General features: G+C 59.7%; 16 protein-coding genes. 7 read left to right on the top strand and 9 right to left on the bottom strand.

The features are described 5' to 3' along the window. Positions 1 to 55: 55 nt before the first annotated feature. The gene (locus B2589_RS01685; RefSeq protein WP_094624251.1) at positions 56 to 907 is read right to left on the bottom strand and encodes a 6-carboxytetrahydropterin synthase; all 852 of its coding nucleotides are present in this window, start codon (positions 905 to 907) and stop codon (positions 56 to 58) included. A gap of 52 nt (positions 908 to 959) precedes the next feature. On the opposite strand from B2589_RS01685, the gene B2589_RS01690 reads away from it, so the two are divergent. Beyond that, positions 960 to 1,628 carry a nucleotidyltransferase family protein gene (locus B2589_RS01690; RefSeq protein WP_286815416.1) on the top strand — a complete coding sequence of 223 codons (669 nt, stop codon included), beginning with the start codon at positions 960 to 962 and terminating at the stop codon, positions 1,626 to 1,628. Here B2589_RS01690 and B2589_RS01695 read toward each other — a convergent pair. From B2589_RS01695 to B2589_RS01705, 3 genes are all read right to left on the bottom strand, one after another. Next, on the bottom strand, positions 1,608 to 2,654 hold the full coding sequence (locus B2589_RS01695; protein WP_286815417.1) for a response regulator: 1,047 nt from the start codon (positions 2,652 to 2,654) through the stop codon (positions 1,608 to 1,610). The genes B2589_RS01690 and B2589_RS01695 overlap by 21 nt on opposite strands. A 55-nt stretch (positions 2,655 to 2,709) precedes the next feature. Continuing rightward, positions 2,710 to 4,005, bottom strand: a complete 1,296-nt coding sequence (locus B2589_RS01700; RefSeq protein ID WP_286815418.1) for a PEGA domain-containing protein — start codon at positions 4,003 to 4,005, stop codon at positions 2,710 to 2,712. Between the two features lie 115 nt (positions 4,006 to 4,120). Continuing rightward, positions 4,121 to 4,576 (bottom strand): hypothetical protein, encoded by a 456-nt coding sequence (locus tag B2589_RS01705; RefSeq protein ID WP_286815419.1) that lies wholly within the window; start codon positions 4,574 to 4,576, stop codon positions 4,121 to 4,123. 100 nt (positions 4,577 to 4,676) lie between these two features. Here B2589_RS01705 and B2589_RS01710 point away from each other — a divergent pair, with 100 nt between their 5' ends. Next, entirely contained in the window at positions 4,677 to 7,601 is a 2,925-nt protein-coding gene (locus B2589_RS01710; protein ID WP_286815420.1) for an insulinase family protein, read from the top strand. Here the strand turns inward: B2589_RS01710 and ppsR are convergent. Next, on the bottom strand, positions 7,598 to 8,413 hold the full coding sequence (gene ppsR, locus B2589_RS01715; RefSeq protein ID WP_094624245.1) for a posphoenolpyruvate synthetase regulatory kinase/phosphorylase PpsR: 816 nt from the start codon (positions 8,411 to 8,413) through the stop codon (positions 7,598 to 7,600). The genes B2589_RS01710 and ppsR overlap by 4 nt on opposite strands. A 112-nt stretch (positions 8,414 to 8,525) precedes the next feature. On the opposite strand from ppsR, the gene ppsA reads away from it, so the two are divergent. Further along, the gene (gene ppsA, locus B2589_RS01720; protein WP_022988087.1) at positions 8,526 to 10,898 is read left to right on the top strand and encodes a phosphoenolpyruvate synthase; all 2,373 of its coding nucleotides are present in this window, start codon (positions 8,526 to 8,528) and stop codon (positions 10,896 to 10,898) included. Between the two features lie 33 nt (positions 10,899 to 10,931). Then, positions 10,932 to 11,411 carry a ribonuclease E activity regulator RraA gene (rraA, locus tag B2589_RS01725; protein WP_022988086.1) on the top strand — a complete coding sequence of 160 codons (480 nt, stop codon included), beginning with the start codon at positions 10,932 to 10,934 and terminating at the stop codon, positions 11,409 to 11,411. A gap of 84 nt (positions 11,412 to 11,495) precedes the next feature. On the opposite strand, the gene B2589_RS01730 is transcribed toward rraA, so the two are convergent. Together B2589_RS01730 and B2589_RS01735 are read right to left on the bottom strand one after the other, a co-directional pair. Beyond that, positions 11,496 to 12,161 carry a TIGR04211 family SH3 domain-containing protein gene (locus tag B2589_RS01730; protein WP_058340101.1) on the bottom strand — a complete coding sequence of 222 codons (666 nt, stop codon included), beginning with the start codon at positions 12,159 to 12,161 and terminating at the stop codon, positions 11,496 to 11,498. Positions 12,162 to 12,282: 121 nt separating this feature from the next. Then, complete coding sequence (locus tag B2589_RS01735) at positions 12,283 to 12,582, bottom strand: YciI family protein (RefSeq protein WP_286815421.1); 300 nt, start codon at positions 12,580 to 12,582, stop codon at positions 12,283 to 12,285. Between the two features lie 85 nt (positions 12,583 to 12,667). On the opposite strand from B2589_RS01735, the gene B2589_RS01740 reads away from it, so the two are divergent. Continuing rightward, positions 12,668 to 13,540, top strand: a complete 873-nt coding sequence (locus B2589_RS01740; RefSeq protein WP_022988083.1) for a PHP domain-containing protein — start codon at positions 12,668 to 12,670, stop codon at positions 13,538 to 13,540. Here B2589_RS01740 and B2589_RS01745 read toward each other — a convergent pair. Both B2589_RS01745 and rne read right to left on the bottom strand, forming a co-directional pair. Next, positions 13,537 to 14,079 carry a YecA family protein gene (locus B2589_RS01745; protein WP_286815422.1) on the bottom strand — a complete coding sequence of 181 codons (543 nt, stop codon included), beginning with the start codon at positions 14,077 to 14,079 and terminating at the stop codon, positions 13,537 to 13,539. The two genes, B2589_RS01740 and B2589_RS01745, sit on opposite strands and share 4 nt — an antisense overlap. Before the next feature lie 2 nt (positions 14,080 to 14,081). Continuing rightward, entirely contained in the window at positions 14,082 to 17,081 is a 3,000-nt protein-coding gene (gene rne / locus B2589_RS01750; protein WP_286815423.1) for a ribonuclease E, read from the bottom strand. A 590-nt stretch (positions 17,082 to 17,671) separates the two neighbouring features. On the opposite strand from rne, the gene rluC reads away from it, so the two are divergent. After that, the gene (gene rluC / locus B2589_RS01755) at positions 17,672 to 18,754 is read left to right on the top strand and encodes a 23S rRNA pseudouridine(955/2504/2580) synthase RluC (protein ID WP_199456901.1); all 1,083 of its coding nucleotides are present in this window, start codon (positions 17,672 to 17,674) and stop codon (positions 18,752 to 18,754) included. Continuing rightward, on the top strand, positions 18,754 to 19,401 hold the full coding sequence (locus B2589_RS01760; protein ID WP_058340096.1) for an HAD family hydrolase: 648 nt from the start codon (positions 18,754 to 18,756) through the stop codon (positions 19,399 to 19,401). Before rluC ends, B2589_RS01760 begins: the two co-directional genes overlap by 1 nt. The last annotated feature ends 9 nt before the right edge of the window (positions 19,402 to 19,410 follow it).

Here is a 19,410-nt window from a genome sequence, read left to right on the forward strand (position 1 = left end):
CCCCGTTGGGGAGTCTGACCCCTGGGAAAGTTTGCCCCCTGGGAGAGTTGGACCCTTAGCGGGCAGCAATCGCTCCCTTGCCCACGCCTTCATAAGCCTTGACCCGAATCTCGTCTTCCGGAAACTCCGCTTTCAGCGTGTCGGCAATATGCGCGGCAATCAGCTCTACGGTGGTGTCGGTATCCAGCATGTACACGCGGCTTTCCGGCAGGGTGAGGGCGAATTCGCCCTGGTTGGCTTCGTATTCAAAGGTGATGTACGCCGCGCCGTCGTCGCCTACAAAGCGGCGGGTTACGTCTTCTTCCGTGCCTACGTAGATATCCTTCCACAGTTTGGCCCAGCGGTTTTCCAGGTCGTAGTCCCGGTGGCCGTTGCGGTCGATGCGGATGGGGGAGCGGTGGCCGTGGGCGATGCGCTGGCAGTTGCCCAGGTGTTTCTTCAGGCCGTGTACGTAGTGGTAGTAAGCGCCTTCAATCACGTCTTCCCGCAGGTTGATTTCCACAGAGGTGACGTTGCCGGGCAGTACTGCCATCAGTTCTTTTTCCAGCAGGGCGGCTACGGCCGAGGGGACTACGCGGTCTGAGGACAGCCACACCACGGCTTCATCCGGTGAGCGGTGTTCGATGCGGCTGCCGTCGGTCAGGTCCCAGACAAAGGTGTCCGGGGTTTCTTCGTCCCAGTGCAGGCCTTCATAGCCACGGGGGATCACCAGGCGGTGGTCTACCCGCTCGTCAATCACCCGTTTGATGGTGCGTTTGACCAGGCTGAAATCGAACACCATGCCCTGTTCGTCCAGTTCGCCGCCCAGAACCACGTCGGCAATCCAGCTTTCACCCACAAGGCCCCGGCTTGGGTCCAGGTAGGCGAAGTCAATCACGGTGAGGTTGTCGACAAAGAGGTGGTTCATGAATGGTCCGGCTGATTTGGTTGCATGGTGGCGCAATTCTAGCAAAAATCGCGTGATTCAGCAGTTTACTGCAGCTATCCACGCTATTAAGGAATCCGGCATCTTAACCATCAACCCTTGTTCTCACGATCAGCAGTTTCCGGCATTGGTGCTGGCGGCGGGCCGTGCCTCCCGTATGGGGCATTACAAACAGTTGTTGCGGGTTCCGGGGCGGGGCACGTTGCTGGATAACGCCATTGGCCAGGCCCGGCAGTTGTCGGCGCAGATCACGGTGGTGGCCGGTGCCGGATATCCGCTGGTGCGTTTTCGCTGCCGCAGGCAGCCGGCAAGCTGGATTGTGTGCGACAACTGGCAGGCCGGGCTGGCGGAATCCCTGAAGGCGGGTGTGGCCGCCCTGGGGCCGCGGGTATTGGGGGTGTTTGTGGTGTTGGGGGATCAGCCGTTATTGGATGTGGACGGCCTGAAGCAGCTGGCCCGGCAGGCCCGGGATAACCCGGCAAAAGCCCTGGGTGCCAGTTACGGGCGCAGAACGGGAGTGCCGGCGTGGATTCCGAGGGCCCTGTGGCCGCAGGTGTTTCAGCTGGAAGGGGATGCCGGAGCGGGTGTTATCCTGAACCGTGCGGGAGCCGGCCGGGTAGAGATTGCCGGGGTGCAACAGGATGTCGACACCCCCGGCGACTGGCGTCAGGTACGTGCGGTGTTAAGCACCGAACAGGCCTGACAGCCAGGCGATACCCACACTGAAAATGCCGAGGCTCACGGCCAGGCCCAGCGTGTACATGCGGGAGTTGGCGGAGCGCTGCTGCGAGACGTACAGGTCGATGGTGCGCTGGGCGATGTCTTCCGCGGTTTCGCGGGAGATTTCGTGGGCCTGCTGAATGGCTTCAGACTGCAGGGTTTGCCAGAACTCGGTGTCGATGGTCTGCACATTGGTGATGTGGTCTTTCAGCTCGGCCATGTGATCGGGGGTAAAGCCGGCGGTTTTCGAGAGTTCTTTCTTCAGGGCCGACAGTTCCCGGCCCAGGTTAATGTTTACCTCGGCGGCTACGTCGTCCCGCAGGTTGCGGGTGCGCTCGTCTACCATGGCAGACAGCGCGTTCAGGCGTTCTTCCAGCTCTGCTTCCTGCTTGCTCCGGGAGTCGTCCAGGGCCCGTTTCAAGTGGTCGTACTGTTCATCAAACAGGTCGCTCAGCAGCTCGTGCAGGCGATTGTTGATGTGGGTTTTAACCGCCGAGCGGGAAATCTGTTCGATCAGGTCGCTGGTCAGCGGCACCACATCAGCACCGGCGTGGCCGTTCAGGTTGATCTCGGATTTCGGCTCGACCTCGGCGGATTCCACCTCAGCCGGCGGCTCCGGCAGGGTGCCGTGCTCTACGTCGTTGGCCAGCTCCTGCAGGGCGAGCTCCAGGCGGTCGGTCTGGGGCGGCTTGGTGAGAATGCTGTAGATGCCGAAGTTCCTGGCTTCATCTGTGAAATCGGAGGATTTCTTGGAGGTGCACATGATAATCGGAATGCCGGCGGTGTCCGGGTTGCCCTTGATGGCCTTGGTGGCCTCTACGCCGTTCATGCCGGGCATCAGGTGATCCATGAAGATCACATCCGGGCGGCCGTTGTTTTTCAGGAAGTCCAGGGCTTCCTCGGCAGAGCTTGCCATGTTCACTTCCATGTCACGACTCTCGAGCAGTTTGCTGAGGGCAAACCGGGCTACCTTGGAGTCGTCCACAAGCAGAGCATTCTTGATTGGCATGTCACTTCCTCAACCTGTTACTGCTGACGCGTGGGTGCTGCGACCGGGTTTTTGATTACCAGCCTTCCAGTTGCGGGCACTGGGTGGCCCGATAGCTTTTTTCCCGATAACACACACCGGGTTCCGTTGAGCGGGCGGTAAATATTTCGCCGGCTGCGGTTGTCAGGCGAACCTGTCCGTAGGGTTCACCGTGGCGGAAAGTGGCTTCGATGGAGCTTCCGTTGGGGTTGCGCAGCAGCCCCTTGCCATGGAATTTTCCTTCCATGTATTGCCCATCGTACTTCTTCCCGTCTGCAAAAATTTCTGTGCCCTGGCCGTGGAATTCACCATTGGAGAATTCGCCTTCATAGGTGCGGCCATCGGGGTAGGTGAGTGCGCCCTGGCCGTGGAACTCGCCATTGCGGAAGCCGCCCACATAAAGCATGCCGCCGGTGGTGGTCAGGGAACCCTGTCCGTGCAGGTTGCCCTGGGCCCAGTTGCCGGTCAGGGTGTCGCCGTTGGCCCGGGCCAGGGTGCCCTTGCCATGGAATTCGTTGCGTTCGAAAAGGCCGTTGTAGCGGCTGCCATCCGGATACCAGGCGGTGCCTTCACCGTGGAACTTGCCATCGATAAAGTGGCCTTCGTAACGCAGGCCGGTATCGTCTTCGTAAGTGCCATCGCCGGTTTTAACGCCACCCAGCCACTGGCCATTACGGAATTCAACGCGGGTGAGCTCTTCCAGCTGGCCAACCAGGGTCATCTGCTGACCGGCTTTCAGGGCCACCGAATTGGTCCAGGGCTGGTAGCCGGGCTTGGCAATGGTGACGTCGTAACGGCCGGGGTCCAGTTCCAGGTCCAGGCGGGTGGCACCATAGTTGCGGCCGTTAATGGTGACCACATCGCCCACCACGTTGGAGCGCAGTACCAGCTTGCCGGTGGTGGCCGGCTCGGGCTCCGGTGCAGGTTTGGCGGCAGTTTCGGGTTCGGCCTTTGGTGCCGGCGTGGCAGCCGGGGCTGAGATAGCAGCCACGGGCTCGGCCATGGCGAGCATTTCCGGCTCTTCGGGCATGGGTTCAACCGAGAAGGGTTCGGCAATCAGGGGCTGTTCGGGTTCCGGGGCCGGCTCGGGTTGAACCTGTGGGGCAGGCTCTGGTTCGGGCTCAGGTTCGGGTTCTGCATCGGCAAAGACCGGTTCCGGGGTTTCGGCGGGCTCCGGGCCTAGCTCTGCACTGGCTTTGGTAATGACGGCTTCCACCTCGGGCGCCTGGACTATGGGCAGGCTGATGTCTTTGCGTACCGAGGCAAATCCGGCGGTAACCAGCAGCATTAGGGCAAGCGCGTTGATGAACAGCAGTGGTCTGAAATCGACCATGATGAAACCTCGTGATCCATACGTTCCGGATGCTTTTGTTATGGTTTCATCTTAACCACTGTCTGCAACGTTATGTAACAGAAACCGCCTGTAGTTGGTCAGAATGCTGGCCAAATCACACTTTGTCCGGAAGCTGGTCATGGTTAACCTGCTCCCACGCCTTCATGTACACATCGGCTTCATATTCATAGGGTGACCGGAACGGGGTCAGAACGAAGTCGAACACCAGGAAAAAGCTGCCGATGGACAGCCAGGCGATGGTCAGGGTGCTCAGGGTGGTGGCCTGTTGTTCCGGGTTGGAGGCAACGAACTCCTGCAGCATGGGGATCAGGCTGTTGGCCATAACCACCGGGTTGAAGCTGGACAGTACAAAGGGCAGCCAGAAGGCGATCACCACGGGGAAGAAACCGTAACACCACAGGGCGCGGCGCAGCAGGTAGAGGGCAACTTCCTTGCGAAACTGCTGTCTGAGTTCCGGTGTTTTGCGGATCTGCTCCAGGTACCGGCGGCGTTCGGCCCACCAGGCGGCTACTTCAGGAGAGTCTATGTGCTTCTGGGTATGGTCTGTCATAAATCGGCAGGCTACCTTGTTGAGTCCGTTCCGTGCATCATATCCGATAGTACGTGTTACCCTGTAATTCTCCAATTGTTCAATACACAGGATCGTTTTAATGGCTGCAGCGACAGACAACGCAATCCATCCGGCTTTCGAGAAAATTCGCAGTCACCGGATTGGCACCCTTAACCTGGAGGTTGAGGAGTATCGCCACAAGAAAACCGGTGCCCGCCATCTTCACCTGGCGGCAGATAACGACGAGAACGTGTTTTTCGTGGCCCTGCGTACCTTCCCGATGGACTCCACCGGTGTTGCGCACATTCTCGAGCATACGGCACTGTGCGGCAGTGAGCGTTATCCCGTTCGCGACCCGTTTTTCATGATGATCCGGCGTTCCCTGAATACCTTCATGAACGCCTTTACCAGCAGCGACTGGACCGCCTACCCGTTCGCCAGCATGAACCGCAAGGACTTCGACAACCTGTTGTCGGTGTACCTGGATTCGGTATTCTTCTCCAGGCTGGACCCGCTGGACTTTGCCCAGGAAGGCCATCGCCTGGAGTTCGACAAGCCGGACGACCCGTCCAGCGACCTGGTGTACCGGGGCGTGGTCTATAACGAAATGAAGGGGGCCATGAGTGCGCCCACTTCCCAGCTGTGGCAGAACCTGACCAGCCACCTGTTCCCGACCACCACCTACCACTACAACAGTGGCGGTGAGCCGGACCACATTGTAGACCTGAGCTACGATGACCTGGTGAAGTTCTACAAGCACCACTACCACCCGAGCAACGCGATTTTTGCCACCTACGGCAATATTCCCGCGCACGAGCACCACGAGAAGTTCGAAGAGCAGGCCCTGAAGCGGTTCGACAAGCTGGATATCGAGCTGCCGGTGCGGGACGAAAAGCGCATGTTCGCCCCTATGCGGGTAGAGCAGGGCTATGCGGTGAATGACGGCGAAGGCACCGAGAACAAAACCCACATTGTGATGGGCTGGTTGCTGGGCCACAGCTTTGACCTGCAGGAAAACCTTGAAGGCCAGCTGCTGTCTTCCGTCTTGCTGGAAAACAGTGCATCACCGCTGATGCGGGCACTGGAAACCACCGATCTGGGCCACGCGCCATCGCCCATGTGCGGGCTGGAAGATTCCAACCGGGAAATGACCTTTGTGTGCGGTATTGAAGGTAGTGAGCCGGAACGCCGTGCCGAGCTGGAGCAGCTGGTGGAGTCCACCTTGCAGAAGGTGGTCGACGAAGGCATCAGCCAGGAGCGGCTGGAAGCCATTCTGCACCAGTTGGAACTGCATCAGCGGGAGATCGCCGGCGACAGCTTCCCCTATGGTTTGCAGCTGATCATGCACGCGATTTCACCCATGGTGCACGGCGGGGATCCGGTGGAGCTGCTGGACCTTGAGCCGGTACTGGCTACCCTGCGTGAAAAGATCAAAGACCCGGACTACGTGCCAGGCCTGATTCGTCGCAAACTGTTGGATAACCCGCACCGGGTAACCCTGACCCTGCGCCCGGACGAAAACCTGGAAAGCCAGCATCAGAAGGCGATCCGGGAAACCCTGGCCAGGCGCAAGGCCAGCCTGAGCGAAGAGGAAGTGCAGCAGATTGTCGAGCGGGCACAGGCGCTGGAAGAGCGCCAGCTGCGCAAAGACGACGATTCCATTCTGCCGAAGGTAGGGCTGGACGATGTGCCCCTGCAGATGCCGGAGCCAGTCGGCAGTTACGATGCTGAAATTGGCGCTACGGTTTATGCCCGCGGCACCAACGGCCTGGTGTACCAGCAGGTTGTGCTGCCACTTCCGGCCCTGAGCAAAGACGAACTGCTGCTGTTGCCTTACTACACCACCCTGATTTCCGAGCTGGGTTGTGGCGACCTGGATTACCTGCAGATGCAGGATCGTATTTCCGCAGAATCCGGCGGCATTGGCGCATCCTTCACCGCCAAGGGCCGGATTGACGATGTACAGGCTATGTCCGGCTACCTGATCTTCAGCGGCAAGGCCCTGGCCCGCAACAGTGCGGCGCTGACCCGCCTGCTGAAAGATGTGTATACCGGTGTACGGTTTGACGAGCACGATCGCATCCGCGAAATCGTGGCCCAGGCCCGTGCCCGCCGCGAACAGGCGGTCACCGGCAGTGGCCACGCACTGGCCATGGGTGCTGCCGCCCAGGGTCTGAGCGCCGGCGCCTGGCTGACGTTCCGGTTGGGTGGCCTGGAAGGGATTCGGGGTACCAAGGCCCTGGACAAGTCCCTGAAAGACGAACAGGCCCTGAAGGATTTCTGTGCCAGCCTGGCCGCGCTGCATGACAAGATCCGCAACCAGGGTCGCCAGTTCCTGCTGATTGGCGAAGATGGCCAGCTGGCGCCTATGCTGGACGACCTGAAAGCCTGCTGGCAGAACGACAGCGGTGAAACCAGCGAAAGCTGGAGCATGGAGCCGGTGAACTACAACACCCGCGAAGCCTGGCTGACCTCTACCCAGGTGAACTTCTGCGCCAAGGCCTACAGCACTGTTGCCGTGGACCATCCGGATGCAGCAGCGCTGACGGTACTGGGTGGCTTCCTGCGTAACGGTTACCTGCACCGGGCTATTCGTGAGAAGGGCGGCGCCTACGGTGGTGGTTCCGGGCAGGACAGTGTGAACGGTGTGTTCCGGTTCTTCTCGTACCGCGATCCACGCCTGGCGGAAACCCTGGATGATTTCGATGCGGCGCTCGAATGGCTGCGCACCGAACAGCATGATCACCAATCCCTGGAAGAAGCTATTCTGGGCGTGATCGGCCAGCTTGACCGGCCCCGTTCTCCGGCCGGTGCGGCTCGCCATGCGTTCCATAATGGCTTGTTTGGCCGGTCACCGGAGCAGCGTGCCCGGTTCCGGGAGCGGGTGCTGGGCGTGACGATGGATGAGCTGCGCCGGGTGGCAGACACCTGGCTGAAGCCGGAAAACGCCAGCGTGGCGGTAGTCACCAGCCCGGACAACCGGGAAGTTGCCGAAGGGCTGGGGCTGGCTATCCAGGAGCTTTAACGGTGACGTTTCAACCCGGTGGTTACCATAATCCGGGTTGAAATCTCTTCCACTGAATAGGCCGTGGTGTTCAGGTAGGGGATGCGTTCCCGCTTGTACATCAGCTCGATTTCTTCGATTTCGTGCATGCACTGCTGGATGGACGAGTACCGGGAATTGGGCCGCCGTTCGTTACGGATGGTGGCCAGCCGCTCCGGGTCGATGGTCAGGCCAAACAGCTTTTCTTTGTGGGGCCGCAGGGCCGCCGGCATTTTCTGGTCGTCCAGGTCTTCTTCGGTGATCGGATAGTTGGCGGCCTTGATGCCGTACTGCAGGGCCAGGTACAGGCAGGTAGGCGTTTTGCCGCTGCGGGATGCGCCTACCAGGATCAGGTCTGCTTCGTCGTAGTGGCGGGTGCGGGCGCCGTCGTCGTTATCCAGTGCAAAGTTGACTGCATGGATGCGCCGCTCGTAGCTGCCTTCGTTGTTGATGGAGTGGGACTTGCCCACCGAGTAAGAGGACGACGAACTCAGTTCCTGCTCCAGCGGGCTCAGGAAGGTGCCGAAGATATCGATCATGAAGCCTTCGGCATCGCTGATAATCTCGCGGATGGTGCTGTTCACAATGGTGTCGAACACCAGGGGCCGTTCGCCATCCACTTCAGCGGCCTTGTTGATGCGGATGACCATCTCGCGGGCTTTGTCTTCGTCATCAATATAGGGCACGGTTACCCGTTCGAAATCGATTTTTTCAAACTGTGCCAACAGCGCGTGGCCCAGTGCTTCGGCGGTCAGCCCTGTGCCGTCCGAGATAAAAAAAGCCGTTCTTTTCATGATTTCTTTCCGTTCAGTTTTAGGCTAGTCCCTAGGTAATTCCCGCAGCTTACAGTATCATAGCCGCCATATTCGAGACTCCGCGCCACACAGACTCAAGGGAGACCACGCTTTGGAAGATTACATTATCTGGTTTGACCACCTGGGAATGTCCGATGTTGACCGTGTTGGAGGCAAGAACGCTTCCCTCGGTGAAATGATCAGTAATCTCGCCAATGCAGGTGTTACCGTTCCTGGCGGTTTTGCAACAACTGCACACGCCTACCGGGAATTCCTGGCCACCGATGGCCTGAAAGACCGCATTGATGAAGCCCTGGATGCCCTGGACGTTAACGATGTTAACGAACTGGCCCGGGTTGGCGCACAGATTCGCCAGTGGGTGATCGACACCCCGTTCCCCGACGTTCTTGATAATGCCCTGAAAGAAGCCTACGCGAAACTCCGGGATGGCAATGAGTCCATGGCGGTTGCGGTTCGTTCTTCTGCGACTGCGGAAGACCTGCCGGATGCCTCTTTCGCTGGCCAGCAGGAAACCTTCCTGAACGTGGTTGGCCTGGAGCAGGTTCGTGTTTCTGTAAAAGAAGTATTTGCCTCCCTGTTCAACGACCGTGCGATTTCCTACCGGGTTCACCACGGCTTTGACCACAAGCTGGTGGCGCTGTCTGCCGGTATCCAGAAAATGGTGCGCAGTGAAACCGCTTCCAGCGGCGTCATGTTTACCCTGGATACTGAATCCGGTTTCCGTGACGTGGTGTTTATTACCTCTTCCTATGGCCTGGGCGAGACAGTGGTACAGGGCGCGGTAAACCCTGACGAATTCTATGTACACAAGCCGACCCTGGAAGCGGGCCGTCCGTCTGTGCTGCGCCGTAACCTGGGCAGCAAGGCCATCAAGATGGTTTACCATTCCGAGCCGGGCGAAGGTAAGTTTGTGGAGACCGTGAAGGTAGACCACGACGAGCGCAACAGCTTCTCCATCACCGACGCGGAAGTAGAAGAACTGGCCAAGCAAGCCATGATCATCGAAAAGCACTACCAGCGCCCGATGGACATCGAGTGGGCCAAAGACGGCGATGACGGCAAGATCTACATCGTTCAGGCCCGCCCTGAAACCGTCAAGAGCCGTGCGTCTGCCAACGTAATGGAGCGCTACCTGCTGAAAGAAACCGGCAAGGTGCTGGTAGAAGGCCGCAGTATCGGCCACAAGATCGGCAGTGGCCCGGTGAAGATTATCACCAGCATTAACGAGATGGACCGTGTGCAGCCCGGCGACGTGCTGGTAACAGACATGACGGACCCGGACTGGGAGCCGGTCATGAAGCGTGCGTCTGCCATTGTGACAGACCGTGGCGGCCGTACCTGCCACGCGGCGATCATTGCCCGTGAGCTGGGTATCCCGGCGGTAGTCGGCTGTGGTGATGCCACCGAGCTGCTGAACGATGGCCAGGAAGTGACTGTGTCCTGCGCCGAAGGCGACACCGGCATGATCTACGAGGGTGCGCTGGACTTCGAACTGCGTGAGAACACCGTCGATTCCATGCCCAACATTCCGTTCAAGATCATGATGAACGTGGGCAACCCGGACCGTGCCTTTGATTTCCAGGCGCTGCCGAACGAAGGTGTGGGCCTGGCCCGCCTCGAGTTCATCATCAACCGGATGATCGGCGTGCACCCGAAAGCACTGCTGAACTACGACAACCTGCCGCGGGATATCAAGCAGACCGTAGACAAACGCATTGCCGGCTACACCTCGCCGGTGGACTTCTACGTGGACAAGCTGGTTGAGGGTATTTCCACCCTGGCCGCAGCCTTTGCGCCCAAGAAGGTGATTGTTCGCCTGTCTGACTTCAAATCCAACGAGTACGCCAACCTGATTGGCGGTACTTTGTACGAGCCGGACGAAGAGAACCCGATGCTGGGCTTCCGTGGTGCGTCCCGCTATATTTCCGAAACCTTCCGTGACTGTTTCGAGCTGGAATGCCGTGCCCTGAAAAAGGTGCGCAACGAGATGGGCCTCACCAACGTGGAAGTGATGGTTCCGTTTGTGCGCACGGTAGGCGAAGCCGAGCAGGTGGTGAACCTGCTGGCCGAGAACGGCCTGAAGCGCGGCGAGAACGGCCTGCGGGTGATCATGATGTGCGAGCTGCCGGCCAACGCTCTGCTGGCGGATCAGTTCCTGGAGCACTTCGATGGCTTCTCTATCGGTTCCAACGACCTGACCCAGCTGACCCTGGGCCTGGACCGGGATTCCGGCATCATTGCCCACCTGTTCGATGAGCGGAACGATGCGGTGAAGATCCTCCTGTCCAACGCTATCCAGGCCTGCAAGAAAGCCGGCAAGTACATCGGCATCTGTGGTCAGGGCCCGTCGGATCATCCGGACCTGGCCAAGTGGCTGATGGACGAGGGTATCGATACGGTATCCCTGAACCCGGATTCTGTCCTGGATACCTGGTTCTTCCTGGCCGACGAAAAGATTGACTGATTACGAACGCTTCGGAAAAAGGAGAGTAGCAAGGTGAGCAATATTATTACGCCGGATCTGTGCGACGAGTTTCCGGAAGTACAGGTGGTGGAAGCCGGTTTCAACAACTACGGTGGTGTTCGCCAGTTTGGCGGCGAAATCGTAACGGTTAAGTGCTTCGAAGATAACTCCATCGTAAAAGAGCAGGTTGGCCTGCCGGGCAACGGCCGGGTGATGGTGGTTGACGGTGGCGGCTCAAAGCGGAATGCGCTGCTGGGCGATATGCTGGCCGAGAAAGCCGCTGAGAACGGCTGGGCCGGGCTGGTTATCTATGGCTGCATCCGCGATGTAGACGAGATCGGCAAGACCCATCTGGGTGTTCAGGCGCTGGGTACCATTCCGCGCAAGACCGAGAAGCGTGGCATTGGTGACCTGAACATTCCGGTGACCTTCCACGGGGTGACGTTCCACCCGGGGCAGTATGTCTATGCCGATAATAACGGCATCATTGTTTCCGAGAAGCCCCTGGTGTAATTCCGGGGCAGGAAGCAGAAACAAAAACGGCGGCCACCTGGCCGCCGTTTTTGTTTGCAGGACTGGAATTTGAAGGGCCGGTGATCAGGCCCAGTTGTCGGTCTTGCGGGTAGGCTTGAGCATGGGCACCAGAAGCGCCAGCAGCACGCCGGCAAACACCAGGCCTGCGCCCAGCAGCATGAAGTCGGATTCTTTTCCGGCTTCCAGGCGCTCGTTTTCTGCGGTCAGTACTTCCAGGTCGTTACGCAGTTTCTGGTTGTCTTCCAGCAGCTCCCGGTTGCGGCGCTCCAGGTTAATGGAGTCTGCGGCGATGTTCTTGATGCGCTCCAGTTCTGTCTGCAATTGCCGGGACCGGCTGGACAGGTTGCTTTCGGCACTCTCCAGTTCGTCGCGCTCGGAGGTAACGGCATTGAGCTGTTCCCGGGCCTGGGCCAGTTCTGTCCGGGCGGTTTCAAGGTCTCGGGTTGCCTGTTGCAGGCGGTCTTCTGCGATAGGCTGGTTGCTCAGATACTGGCTGGCTACCCAGCCTTCGTTACCCTTGGAGGTGCGTACCCGGGTGTAGCCGTCTCCGGTTTCGAGCACTTCCATGCGGGTGCCGCTGACTGCGTTCTCGATAATGCGGAACTGGGAGCCGGCGCCGGTGCGGACAGGCAGGTAAACTTTGTCGTCTACCCAAACCGTTCGGGCCTGGGCCACGGCAACCGAGCTGATGATAAGCAGTAAGCTGAGAAATAAACGAAACGGTGTCACGGGCGGGTTTCCCTGAGTTTGACGGTTGTTGCTTTAGTTTGCCTGAAAATCAAGGCGTCAATTTTGTCACAGGATGGCCGTGGTTCAAAAGCGCCCGAGGGTTACAATCCGCTCATGCTGCTCAGGGCAGGACGACCTTGTAGGGTTTCACTTTCACTTCCTTGTAAACACCGGCATCCACATAGGGGTCGGCATCGGCCCAGGCCTGTGCCTGCTCAAGGGATTCAAACTCGGCAATTACCAGGCTGCCGGTAAAGCCGGAATCGCCCGGTTCCGGTGAGTCGATGGCCGGGTGCGGGCCGGCAACCAGCAGGCGGCCCTGGTTTTTGAGGTCTTCAAGCCGGGCCAGGTGGGCCGGGCGCGCCTGTTTGCGCAGGGCCAGGCTGTCCGGGATGTCTTCACTGATAATGGCGTAATACATGGGTGCTCCGGTTATCGTGGGCCGGGGTAACGGCCCGCAGGCCAAGGCTGATACACTGTGGCCACGTTTTATGACAGGAATGCCCGTGACTATACCCCAACACCAGAATCCATGCATCGACCTGCATTGCCACAGCACCGCGTCGGATGGCGCATTGGCTCCCGAAGAGCTGGTTCAGCGCGCGGCAGAGCAGGGCGTTACCCACCTGGCCCTGACTGACCACGATACGATCAACGGCCTGGAGCCGGCGCGACAGGCGGCTGCAGGGCACGGGATGACACTGGTTAACGGCACTGAGCTGTCCTGCGTATGGCGCAGCCAGACCATTCATATCGTCGGGCTGGATTTTGATCACGAGGATGCCGATTTCCTGGCAGCGCTGGCGCGCCAGCATGACAACCGCTGGCAACGTGCCCGGCTGATCGCCGATAAGCTGTCCAAGCTGAAAGTGGACGGATTACTGGAAAAGGCCACCGCCCATGCCGGCGGGGATGTGCCGGGCCGCCCCCACTTTGCCCGGGTGCTGATTGATGAGGGTGTGGTATCCAGAATGGATGCCGCCTTCAAGCGCTATCTGGGTACCGGCAAGCCGGGTGATGTGAAGGCCTGCTGGCCGGAACTGGACGAGGTGGTTGGCTGGATTGAGCGGGCCGGGGGGATCTCTGTACTGGCCCATCCCCGCAAGTACAAGCTGACCGCGACCAAGTTGCGGGAGCTGACGGCGGATTTCCGCAGAGCCGGGGGGCGAGGTATTGAGGTGTCTGTTTCCGGGCAGTCCAGTGGTGACCTGGGCTTTGTGGCGGAACTGGCCAGGCGGGAGAAGCTGCTGGCATCGCAGGGCAGTGATTTCCACTTTCCCGGTGCGCCCTGGTGCGAGCTGGGCAAGATAACAAAAATGCCAGAGGGGCTGGAGCCCGTCTGGCATCATTTCAAGCAGCCGGTCAGCGCCGGGGTTTAATCCGGCGCGTGGAACAGCAGGTACAGATCGGTCAGTGAATCCGGGATGGCTTCTGCCATCCGGCTGGCCAGTTTCTCGTCGTTGCGGACTTTCTGGAAGTCTTCATCGTCGAACAGGCCAGACAGTGTCAGCATGGGCACCATCAGGTCTGCCACTTCTTCTTCACCGGCGGCTTCGAGCCATTCTTCCTCGTGATCCAGGAAGGTGTCTACGAACCCTGCGCACCAGTTTTCCAGTGCGTTCATGGGGTCGCCGTCTTCCGGCTCCGGGAGTTCCAGCGACTGGCCCATATCCAGCAGGTGGCCCATTTCCCTGGAGAGTTCGTTCACGCAGTGAGCGAAGATCTCGGGTACCCCGCCTTCGGGCAGGTTATCTGCGCCGGTGGCAAGGCGGAAGATATCTTCCGCCCCGAGGCTGACCGGGCCAACGACGCTGGCGCATACCACCCCGTGCAGTCCGAAGAAGTCCAGGGCGTCGTCGCCCCAGGGCTCGGCGAAGAGGATGTCTTCCAGCGCTTCGATGTCCGAATTGGTCAGCATAATCAATTACTCCCGGCCTGCTTTTCAGCTTCGGCCTTTTTAGCTTCTTCGGCCGCTCGCTGACGCTTGCGGACCTCTCTTGGATCATTGTAAGCGCGGCCCGGTGTTACCGGTACGTCTTCCGGCTTGGCCTGGGCTTCAGGAGCTGGCTCTTCCGCCTTCTCGGCCTTTGCTTCCGGTTTTTCTTCGGCCTTCACTTCAGGCTTGGGCTCTGGCTTGGCTTCAGCCTTTTCCTCAGCCTTGGGCTCGGTTTTCGCTTCAGGTGCCTTGGCAGGCTCAGCGGCTTCGGCCGGCTTGCTGGTAGCTTCCGGAGCTGCCTCTGCCTTGTCGGCTTGTTCCGGCTTGTCAGCGTTATCCGCCTTGTCTGCCTTCTCTGCCTTCTCTGCAGCCTTGGGCTTGCGCGGGCGGCCGCCCGAGCGGGGTTTGCGGGCTGGCTTGTCTTCGCTGGCTTGAGGTTTTTCCTCGGCCTTGGCTTCCGCTTTGTCTTCGGCCTTGGCTTCGGTGCTTTCAGTCTGCTCAGCTTTCGCCTCAGCCTTTTCCGCTTCTGGCTTGGTCTCTTCAGCCTTGGGCTCTGCAGGCTTGGTTTCTTCAGCCGCCGGAGCCTTCTCGGGCTGCTTGGCAACCTCTTGCTTCACCTCGGTCTTGGCTACCTCAGCTTTTTTCACCTCGGCAGTATCCTGCTCGACGGCTTTTTCCGGCTGGGTGTCTTTCTGGTGCTTTTCGCTACGCTCGGCTTTACGCTCAGCCGGAGTAGACACCGGAGCCTCGGCCGGAGAACCGTCCCGGTTACGCTGACGACGCGGCTTGCGGCGCTTGTCATCGGCTACCGGCTTGTCGCTGGCCTGCTGCGGCTGCTGGTTGTCAGCCTGGTCGCGGGTTTCCTTCTGGTCTTTCTGGTCCTTCGGATCCCGCTGCGGACGGTTACGGTTCTGGCTGCGGTTCTGGGAATCCCGGCGGTTATCGCGACGGTTGTCGTTTCCGCGGTTATCCGCGCCTTTGTTGTCGGCAGACTTGTCCTGCTGACCCTGGCGACTGCCGCTACTGCGGGACTGGTCGTCGCTCCGGTTGTTGCGGTTACGGCTGCGGTTGTCGTCGCTGCGGTTCTGGGAACCGCCCTGACGGCGATCGTTGCCGTTGCGGTTACTGCTGCCACCGCCACTGCGCTGATCACCACGGGCTACGCGGGTTTTCCGGCGATCCTGGCGGGCCTGGGGCCGACGGTCGTCAGTACGCTCGCGGGTGGTGCTGTGCTGGTTGGTGGTGCCTTCGCTTTCCGGCTGGTCGCCGCGGAAGAAACAGGCAATCTTCTTGCCCAGTTTGCGGAACAGGCCTTCTTCCTGCTCGCTGGCTTCCTGGCTGGCCGGCGCCGCTGCCGGAGTGGGCGCAGGAGCCGCCGGGCGAATGGCTTTTACAGCGGCCTGTTCGCGTACCGGCTTTTCGGTGCCGGGCATTTCAACGACGGTTTCTTCTTCGCGCTCGTTGTACTGCTGGGCAACCTGGTGGCTGGAAACGTGTTCCGGGGTGGCTTCATCCTGGCGCAGACGAATGATTTCGAAGTGCGGGGTTTCCATGTTGGGCACCGGGGCAACCACAACAGAGACACCCTGGCGGGCTTCGATATCGGCCAGCTGCTTGCGCTTCTCGTTCAGCAGGAAGGTGGCCACAGAGACCGGCACCATGGCGCGGACTTCGGCGGTTTTTTCCTTGGAAGACTCTTCGTAGATCAGGCGCATGATGCTCAGGGCCAGGGATTCGATACCCCGGATGGTGCCCTGGCCTTCACAGCGCGGGCACACTTCACTGCGGGTTTCACCCAGGGACGGGCGCAGGCGCTGTCGTGACATTTCCAGCAGGCCGAAGCGGGAGATCTTGCCAACCTGAACGCGGGCCCGGTCGATTTCCAGGGCTTCGCGCATTTTGTGCTCGACTTCACGCTGGTGCTTGGCCGGGGTCATGTCGATGAAGTCGATCACGATCAGGCCGCCCATGTCGCGCAGGCGCAACTGGCGAGCGATCTCTTCGGCCGCTTCCAGGTTGGTCTGCAGGGCAGTCTCCTCGATATCGTGGCCCTTGGTGGCCCGGGAGGAGTTGATGTCGATGGATACCAGCGCTTCGGTCGGATCGATCACGATGGAACCGCCGGACGGCAGTTTTACTTCGCGCTGGAATGCGGTCTCAATCTGGCCTTCGATCTGGTAACGGCTGAACAGGGGGATTTCATCCTTGTACAGCTTGATCTTGTTTTCGAAGGTGGGCATGACGGCGCGAACGAAGCTCAGGACGTCTTCGTAAACGCTTTCTGCGTCGATCAGGACTTCGCCGATGTCCTGGCGGAGGTAGTCGCGCACGGCGCGGATGATCACGTTGCTTTCCTGGTGAATCAGGAACGGAGCCTTGCGCTCACCGGCCGCCTGGGTAATGGCTTCCCAGAACTGCACCAGGTAGTCGAGGTCCCACTGGAGCTCTTCGGTGGTACGGCCGATGCCGGCAGTACGCACAATGATGCCCATAGACTTGGGCACCTGGACGCCGTTCATGGCTTCTTTCAGCTGGGCCCGCTCTTCACCTTCGATACGGCGGGAAATGCCGCCGGCACGGGGGTTGTTTGGCATCAGCACCAGGTAGCGACCGGCCAGGGAGATGAAGGTGGTCAGGGCTGCGCCCTTGTTGCCACGCTCTTCTTTATCGACCTGTACGATGACTTCCTGGCCTTCGGAGACCACATCTTTGATGTTGATCTTGCCTTCGATCTGGCCCGGGGACTTCTTGAAGTATTCCTTGGAGATTTCCTTCAGGGGAAGGAAACCGTGGCGGTCGGCGCCGAAGTCGACAAAGGCAGCTTCCAGGCTGGGTTCTACGCGGGTGATGCGGCCTTTGTAAATGTTGGATTTTTTCTGTTCGCGGGTGCTGGATTCGATATCCAGGTCAAACAGCCGTTGGCCGTCTACAAGCGCTACGCGCAACTCTTCGGGGTGAGTTGCATTGATCAGCATTCTTTTCATGGAAAGAAAGGGTTCCTGTCGTTTGTTAGTGACAGAAAACCGGAGGGTTCGCATCAGCGAAGCAGGATGTGCGTGCCGCAGGCCCTGTTACAGCAGGGAGGGGCCGGCGGCCAGACGGATCATACCCTTATGGGGTGAGATCCTGTAAGTCTGAGACCACCGCCTGTGATTCGCCTGCCTGTGGGCAGGGAGAGTTCGTTCAGGTTGAGTGTCTGTTGACGCATAATATCCGTTTTCAGGTTCACACAAACTCCTGGGTCTCACGTCGTATTGGTTTGCAGACGGCCCGGGTTCGCGTGGCAATGATTCTTCGCGATGTCGCCCGACGGTTTTCCGTTCGGTTGTTTCAGCTCCCGGTCAGGTGCAGCCTCTCTGGGTCTGGCCTGTGAGTCCGGAAGTTTGTCTCCCGCCGTGCCCGGTAATGATTGGGCTTGCGGCGTTCAATCTCTTAATCAGTGTCGGTATACTGCTGCCGCTCCGGCTTCTGACCAGAGTTCGTCAGGCCGTAGACAAACGGCAGAGCACGCCGGAATATAACAGTAAAGGGCTGATCATTCAATCCTGCATTCATCCACCGCAAAAGGTTTCCCATGGCGCGTAATTCTGGTTCCCGTAACAAGCCGTCCAGGGCTGGCAAACCGGGCCGGCCGGGCTCTTCCCGGGCAGGGCAGGGCAGGGCTGCGGCACCTGCGCCGGCTGCCGCGCCGGCGGAGCGCACGGTGCAGAAGGGGGTGCAATGGATCAGCGTAGATGAGGATATGGCCGGCCAGCGGGTGGATAACTTTCTGATGGCCCGCTTGCGGGGTGTGCCCAAAAGCACGGTGTACCGGATTGTCCGCAAGGGCGAGGTGCGGGTTAATAAAGGGCGCGTGAAGCCGGATACCCGCTTGCAGGCCGGTGATGTGGTACGTATTCCGCCCATGGTGCAGCAGGCGAAAGCGGAGCAGCCAAAGCCCGGTGACCGGGTGCAGGGCGTCATGGAAGCCGCCGTGGTGTTTGAAAACGACGATATGCTGGTGGTGAACAAACCCTCCGGTATTGCCGTGCACGGCGGCAGCGGTTTGAGCTTCGGGCTGATCGAAGTGCTCCGTTCTTCCCGGCCACAGGCGAAGTTCCTGGAACTGGTGCACCGGCTTGACCGTGATACTTCCGGGCTGGTGATGGTGGCGAAGAAACGATCAGCCCTGCGTTTTCTGCAGGATGAACTGCGCCACAAGCGGATACGTAAACACTACCATGCGCTGGTGGCGGGCACCTGGCCGGAAAAGCTGGCGCGGGTGGCCGAGCCGCTGTTGCGTTACGAGATGCCTAACGGCGAGCGCCGGGTGAAGGTGAGTGGCGAGGGCAAGGAATCGCTCACGCTGTATCGGTGTTTGCAGCGGTTTGAGGGTTATTCGCTGGTTGAGGCTTCACCGGTTACCGGCCGTACCCACCAGATCCGGGTGCATTGTGCCTGGGCGGGCCACCCGATTGCCGGAGACGACAAGTATATGGATGACGCCAGCCTGAAGGCGTTTCGTGCCGTGGGCGGTGAGCGGTTGATGCTGCACGCCCGGGCGCTGGAGTTCACATTGCCCGGTTCAGGTGAGGCAATGCGGCTGGAAGCTCCGTATGATACCCCTTTCGGCAAGCTGGTTGATGCGCTTGCCCGTCGCAGTAAAGGTAAGTTCTGATGAATGTAAAAGTAGTGATTTTTGACTGGGACGGAACCCTGATTGATTCCGTAGACCACATTGCTGACAGTCTGCACCAGGCTGCCACTGAGCTTGGGTATCCGGAACTGGAGCGTGAGGCCTACCGGGATATCATCGGCCTGGGCATGATCGAGGCTCTGGAAAAGCTGTATCCGGGGCTGACCCGCGACGAAATGCAGCGCATCCGCGATGGTTACGCAGGGTATTTCTTCCAGAAGGTGACCACCCCGCAGAACGTATTTGACGGTATGGCCGACGTGGTTACCGATATCCGGCGTTCCGGGCGCGGCTGCTCTGTGGCGACCGGCAAAAGCCGGCGCGGCCTGGCGAGGGCCCTGACCTCCAGTGGCTTGGGCCCGCACTTCGATATCACCCGGTGTGCGGACGAAACCCGTTCCAAGCCGGATCCGCTGATGCTGGAGGAGATCCTGGCTTTCTACGGCTATGAGCCGGAAGAGGCGGTGATGATTGGTGATACCCGCTACGACCTGGATATGGCCCGGCGTATTGGTATGCCGTCCATTGGCGTTGAGTGGGGCGTGCACCAGCGGGATGTGCTGCAGGAATACGACCCCCACGCGGTAGTTACGTCGGTAGACGAGTTGCGGCGGGTTCTTGGGCTTTAACGGTTTTGT

The sequence above is a fragment of the Marinobacter sp. UBA3607 genome (genome assembly GCF_002375525.1).
In the GTDB taxonomy this organism is placed as follows: Bacteria; Pseudomonadota; Gammaproteobacteria; order Pseudomonadales; family Oleiphilaceae; genus Marinobacter; species Marinobacter vinifirmus.

What these genes read in the sequence shown, in the direction of transcription:
- B2589_RS01685 (WP_094624251.1), bottom strand. Translation starts at nt 907, where the DNA reads ATGAACCACCTCTTTGTCGACAACCTCACCGTGATTGACTTCGCCTAC.
- B2589_RS01695 (WP_286815417.1), bottom strand. Translation starts at nt 2,654, where the DNA reads ATGCCAATCAAGAATGCTCTGCTTGTGGACGACTCCAAGGTAGCCCGG.
- B2589_RS01700 (WP_286815418.1), bottom strand. Translation starts at nt 4,005, where the DNA reads ATGGTCGATTTCAGACCACTGCTGTTCATCAACGCGCTTGCCCTAATG.
- B2589_RS01705 (WP_286815419.1), bottom strand. Translation starts at nt 4,576, where the DNA reads ATGACAGACCATACCCAGAAGCACATAGACTCTCCTGAAGTAGCCGCC.
- B2589_RS01710 (WP_286815420.1), top strand. Translation starts at nt 4,677, where the DNA reads ATGGCTGCAGCGACAGACAACGCAATCCATCCGGCTTTCGAGAAAATT.
- ppsR (WP_094624245.1), bottom strand. Translation starts at nt 8,413, where the DNA reads ATGAAAAGAACGGCTTTTTTTATCTCGGACGGCACAGGGCTGACCGCC.
- B2589_RS01735 (WP_286815421.1), bottom strand. Translation starts at nt 12,582, where the DNA reads ATGTATTACGCCATTATCAGTGAAGACATCCCGGACAGCCTGGCCCTG.
- B2589_RS01745 (WP_286815422.1), bottom strand. Translation starts at nt 14,079, where the DNA reads ATGCTGACCAATTCGGACATCGAAGCGCTGGAAGACATCCTCTTCGCC.
- rne (WP_286815423.1), bottom strand. Translation starts at nt 17,081, where the DNA reads ATGAAAAGAATGCTGATCAATGCAACTCACCCCGAAGAGTTGCGCGTA.
- rluC (WP_199456901.1), top strand. Translation starts at nt 17,672, where the DNA reads ATGGCGCGTAATTCTGGTTCCCGTAACAAGCCGTCCAGGGCTGGCAAA.
- B2589_RS01760 (WP_058340096.1), top strand. Translation starts at nt 18,754, where the DNA reads ATGAATGTAAAAGTAGTGATTTTTGACTGGGACGGAACCCTGATTGAT.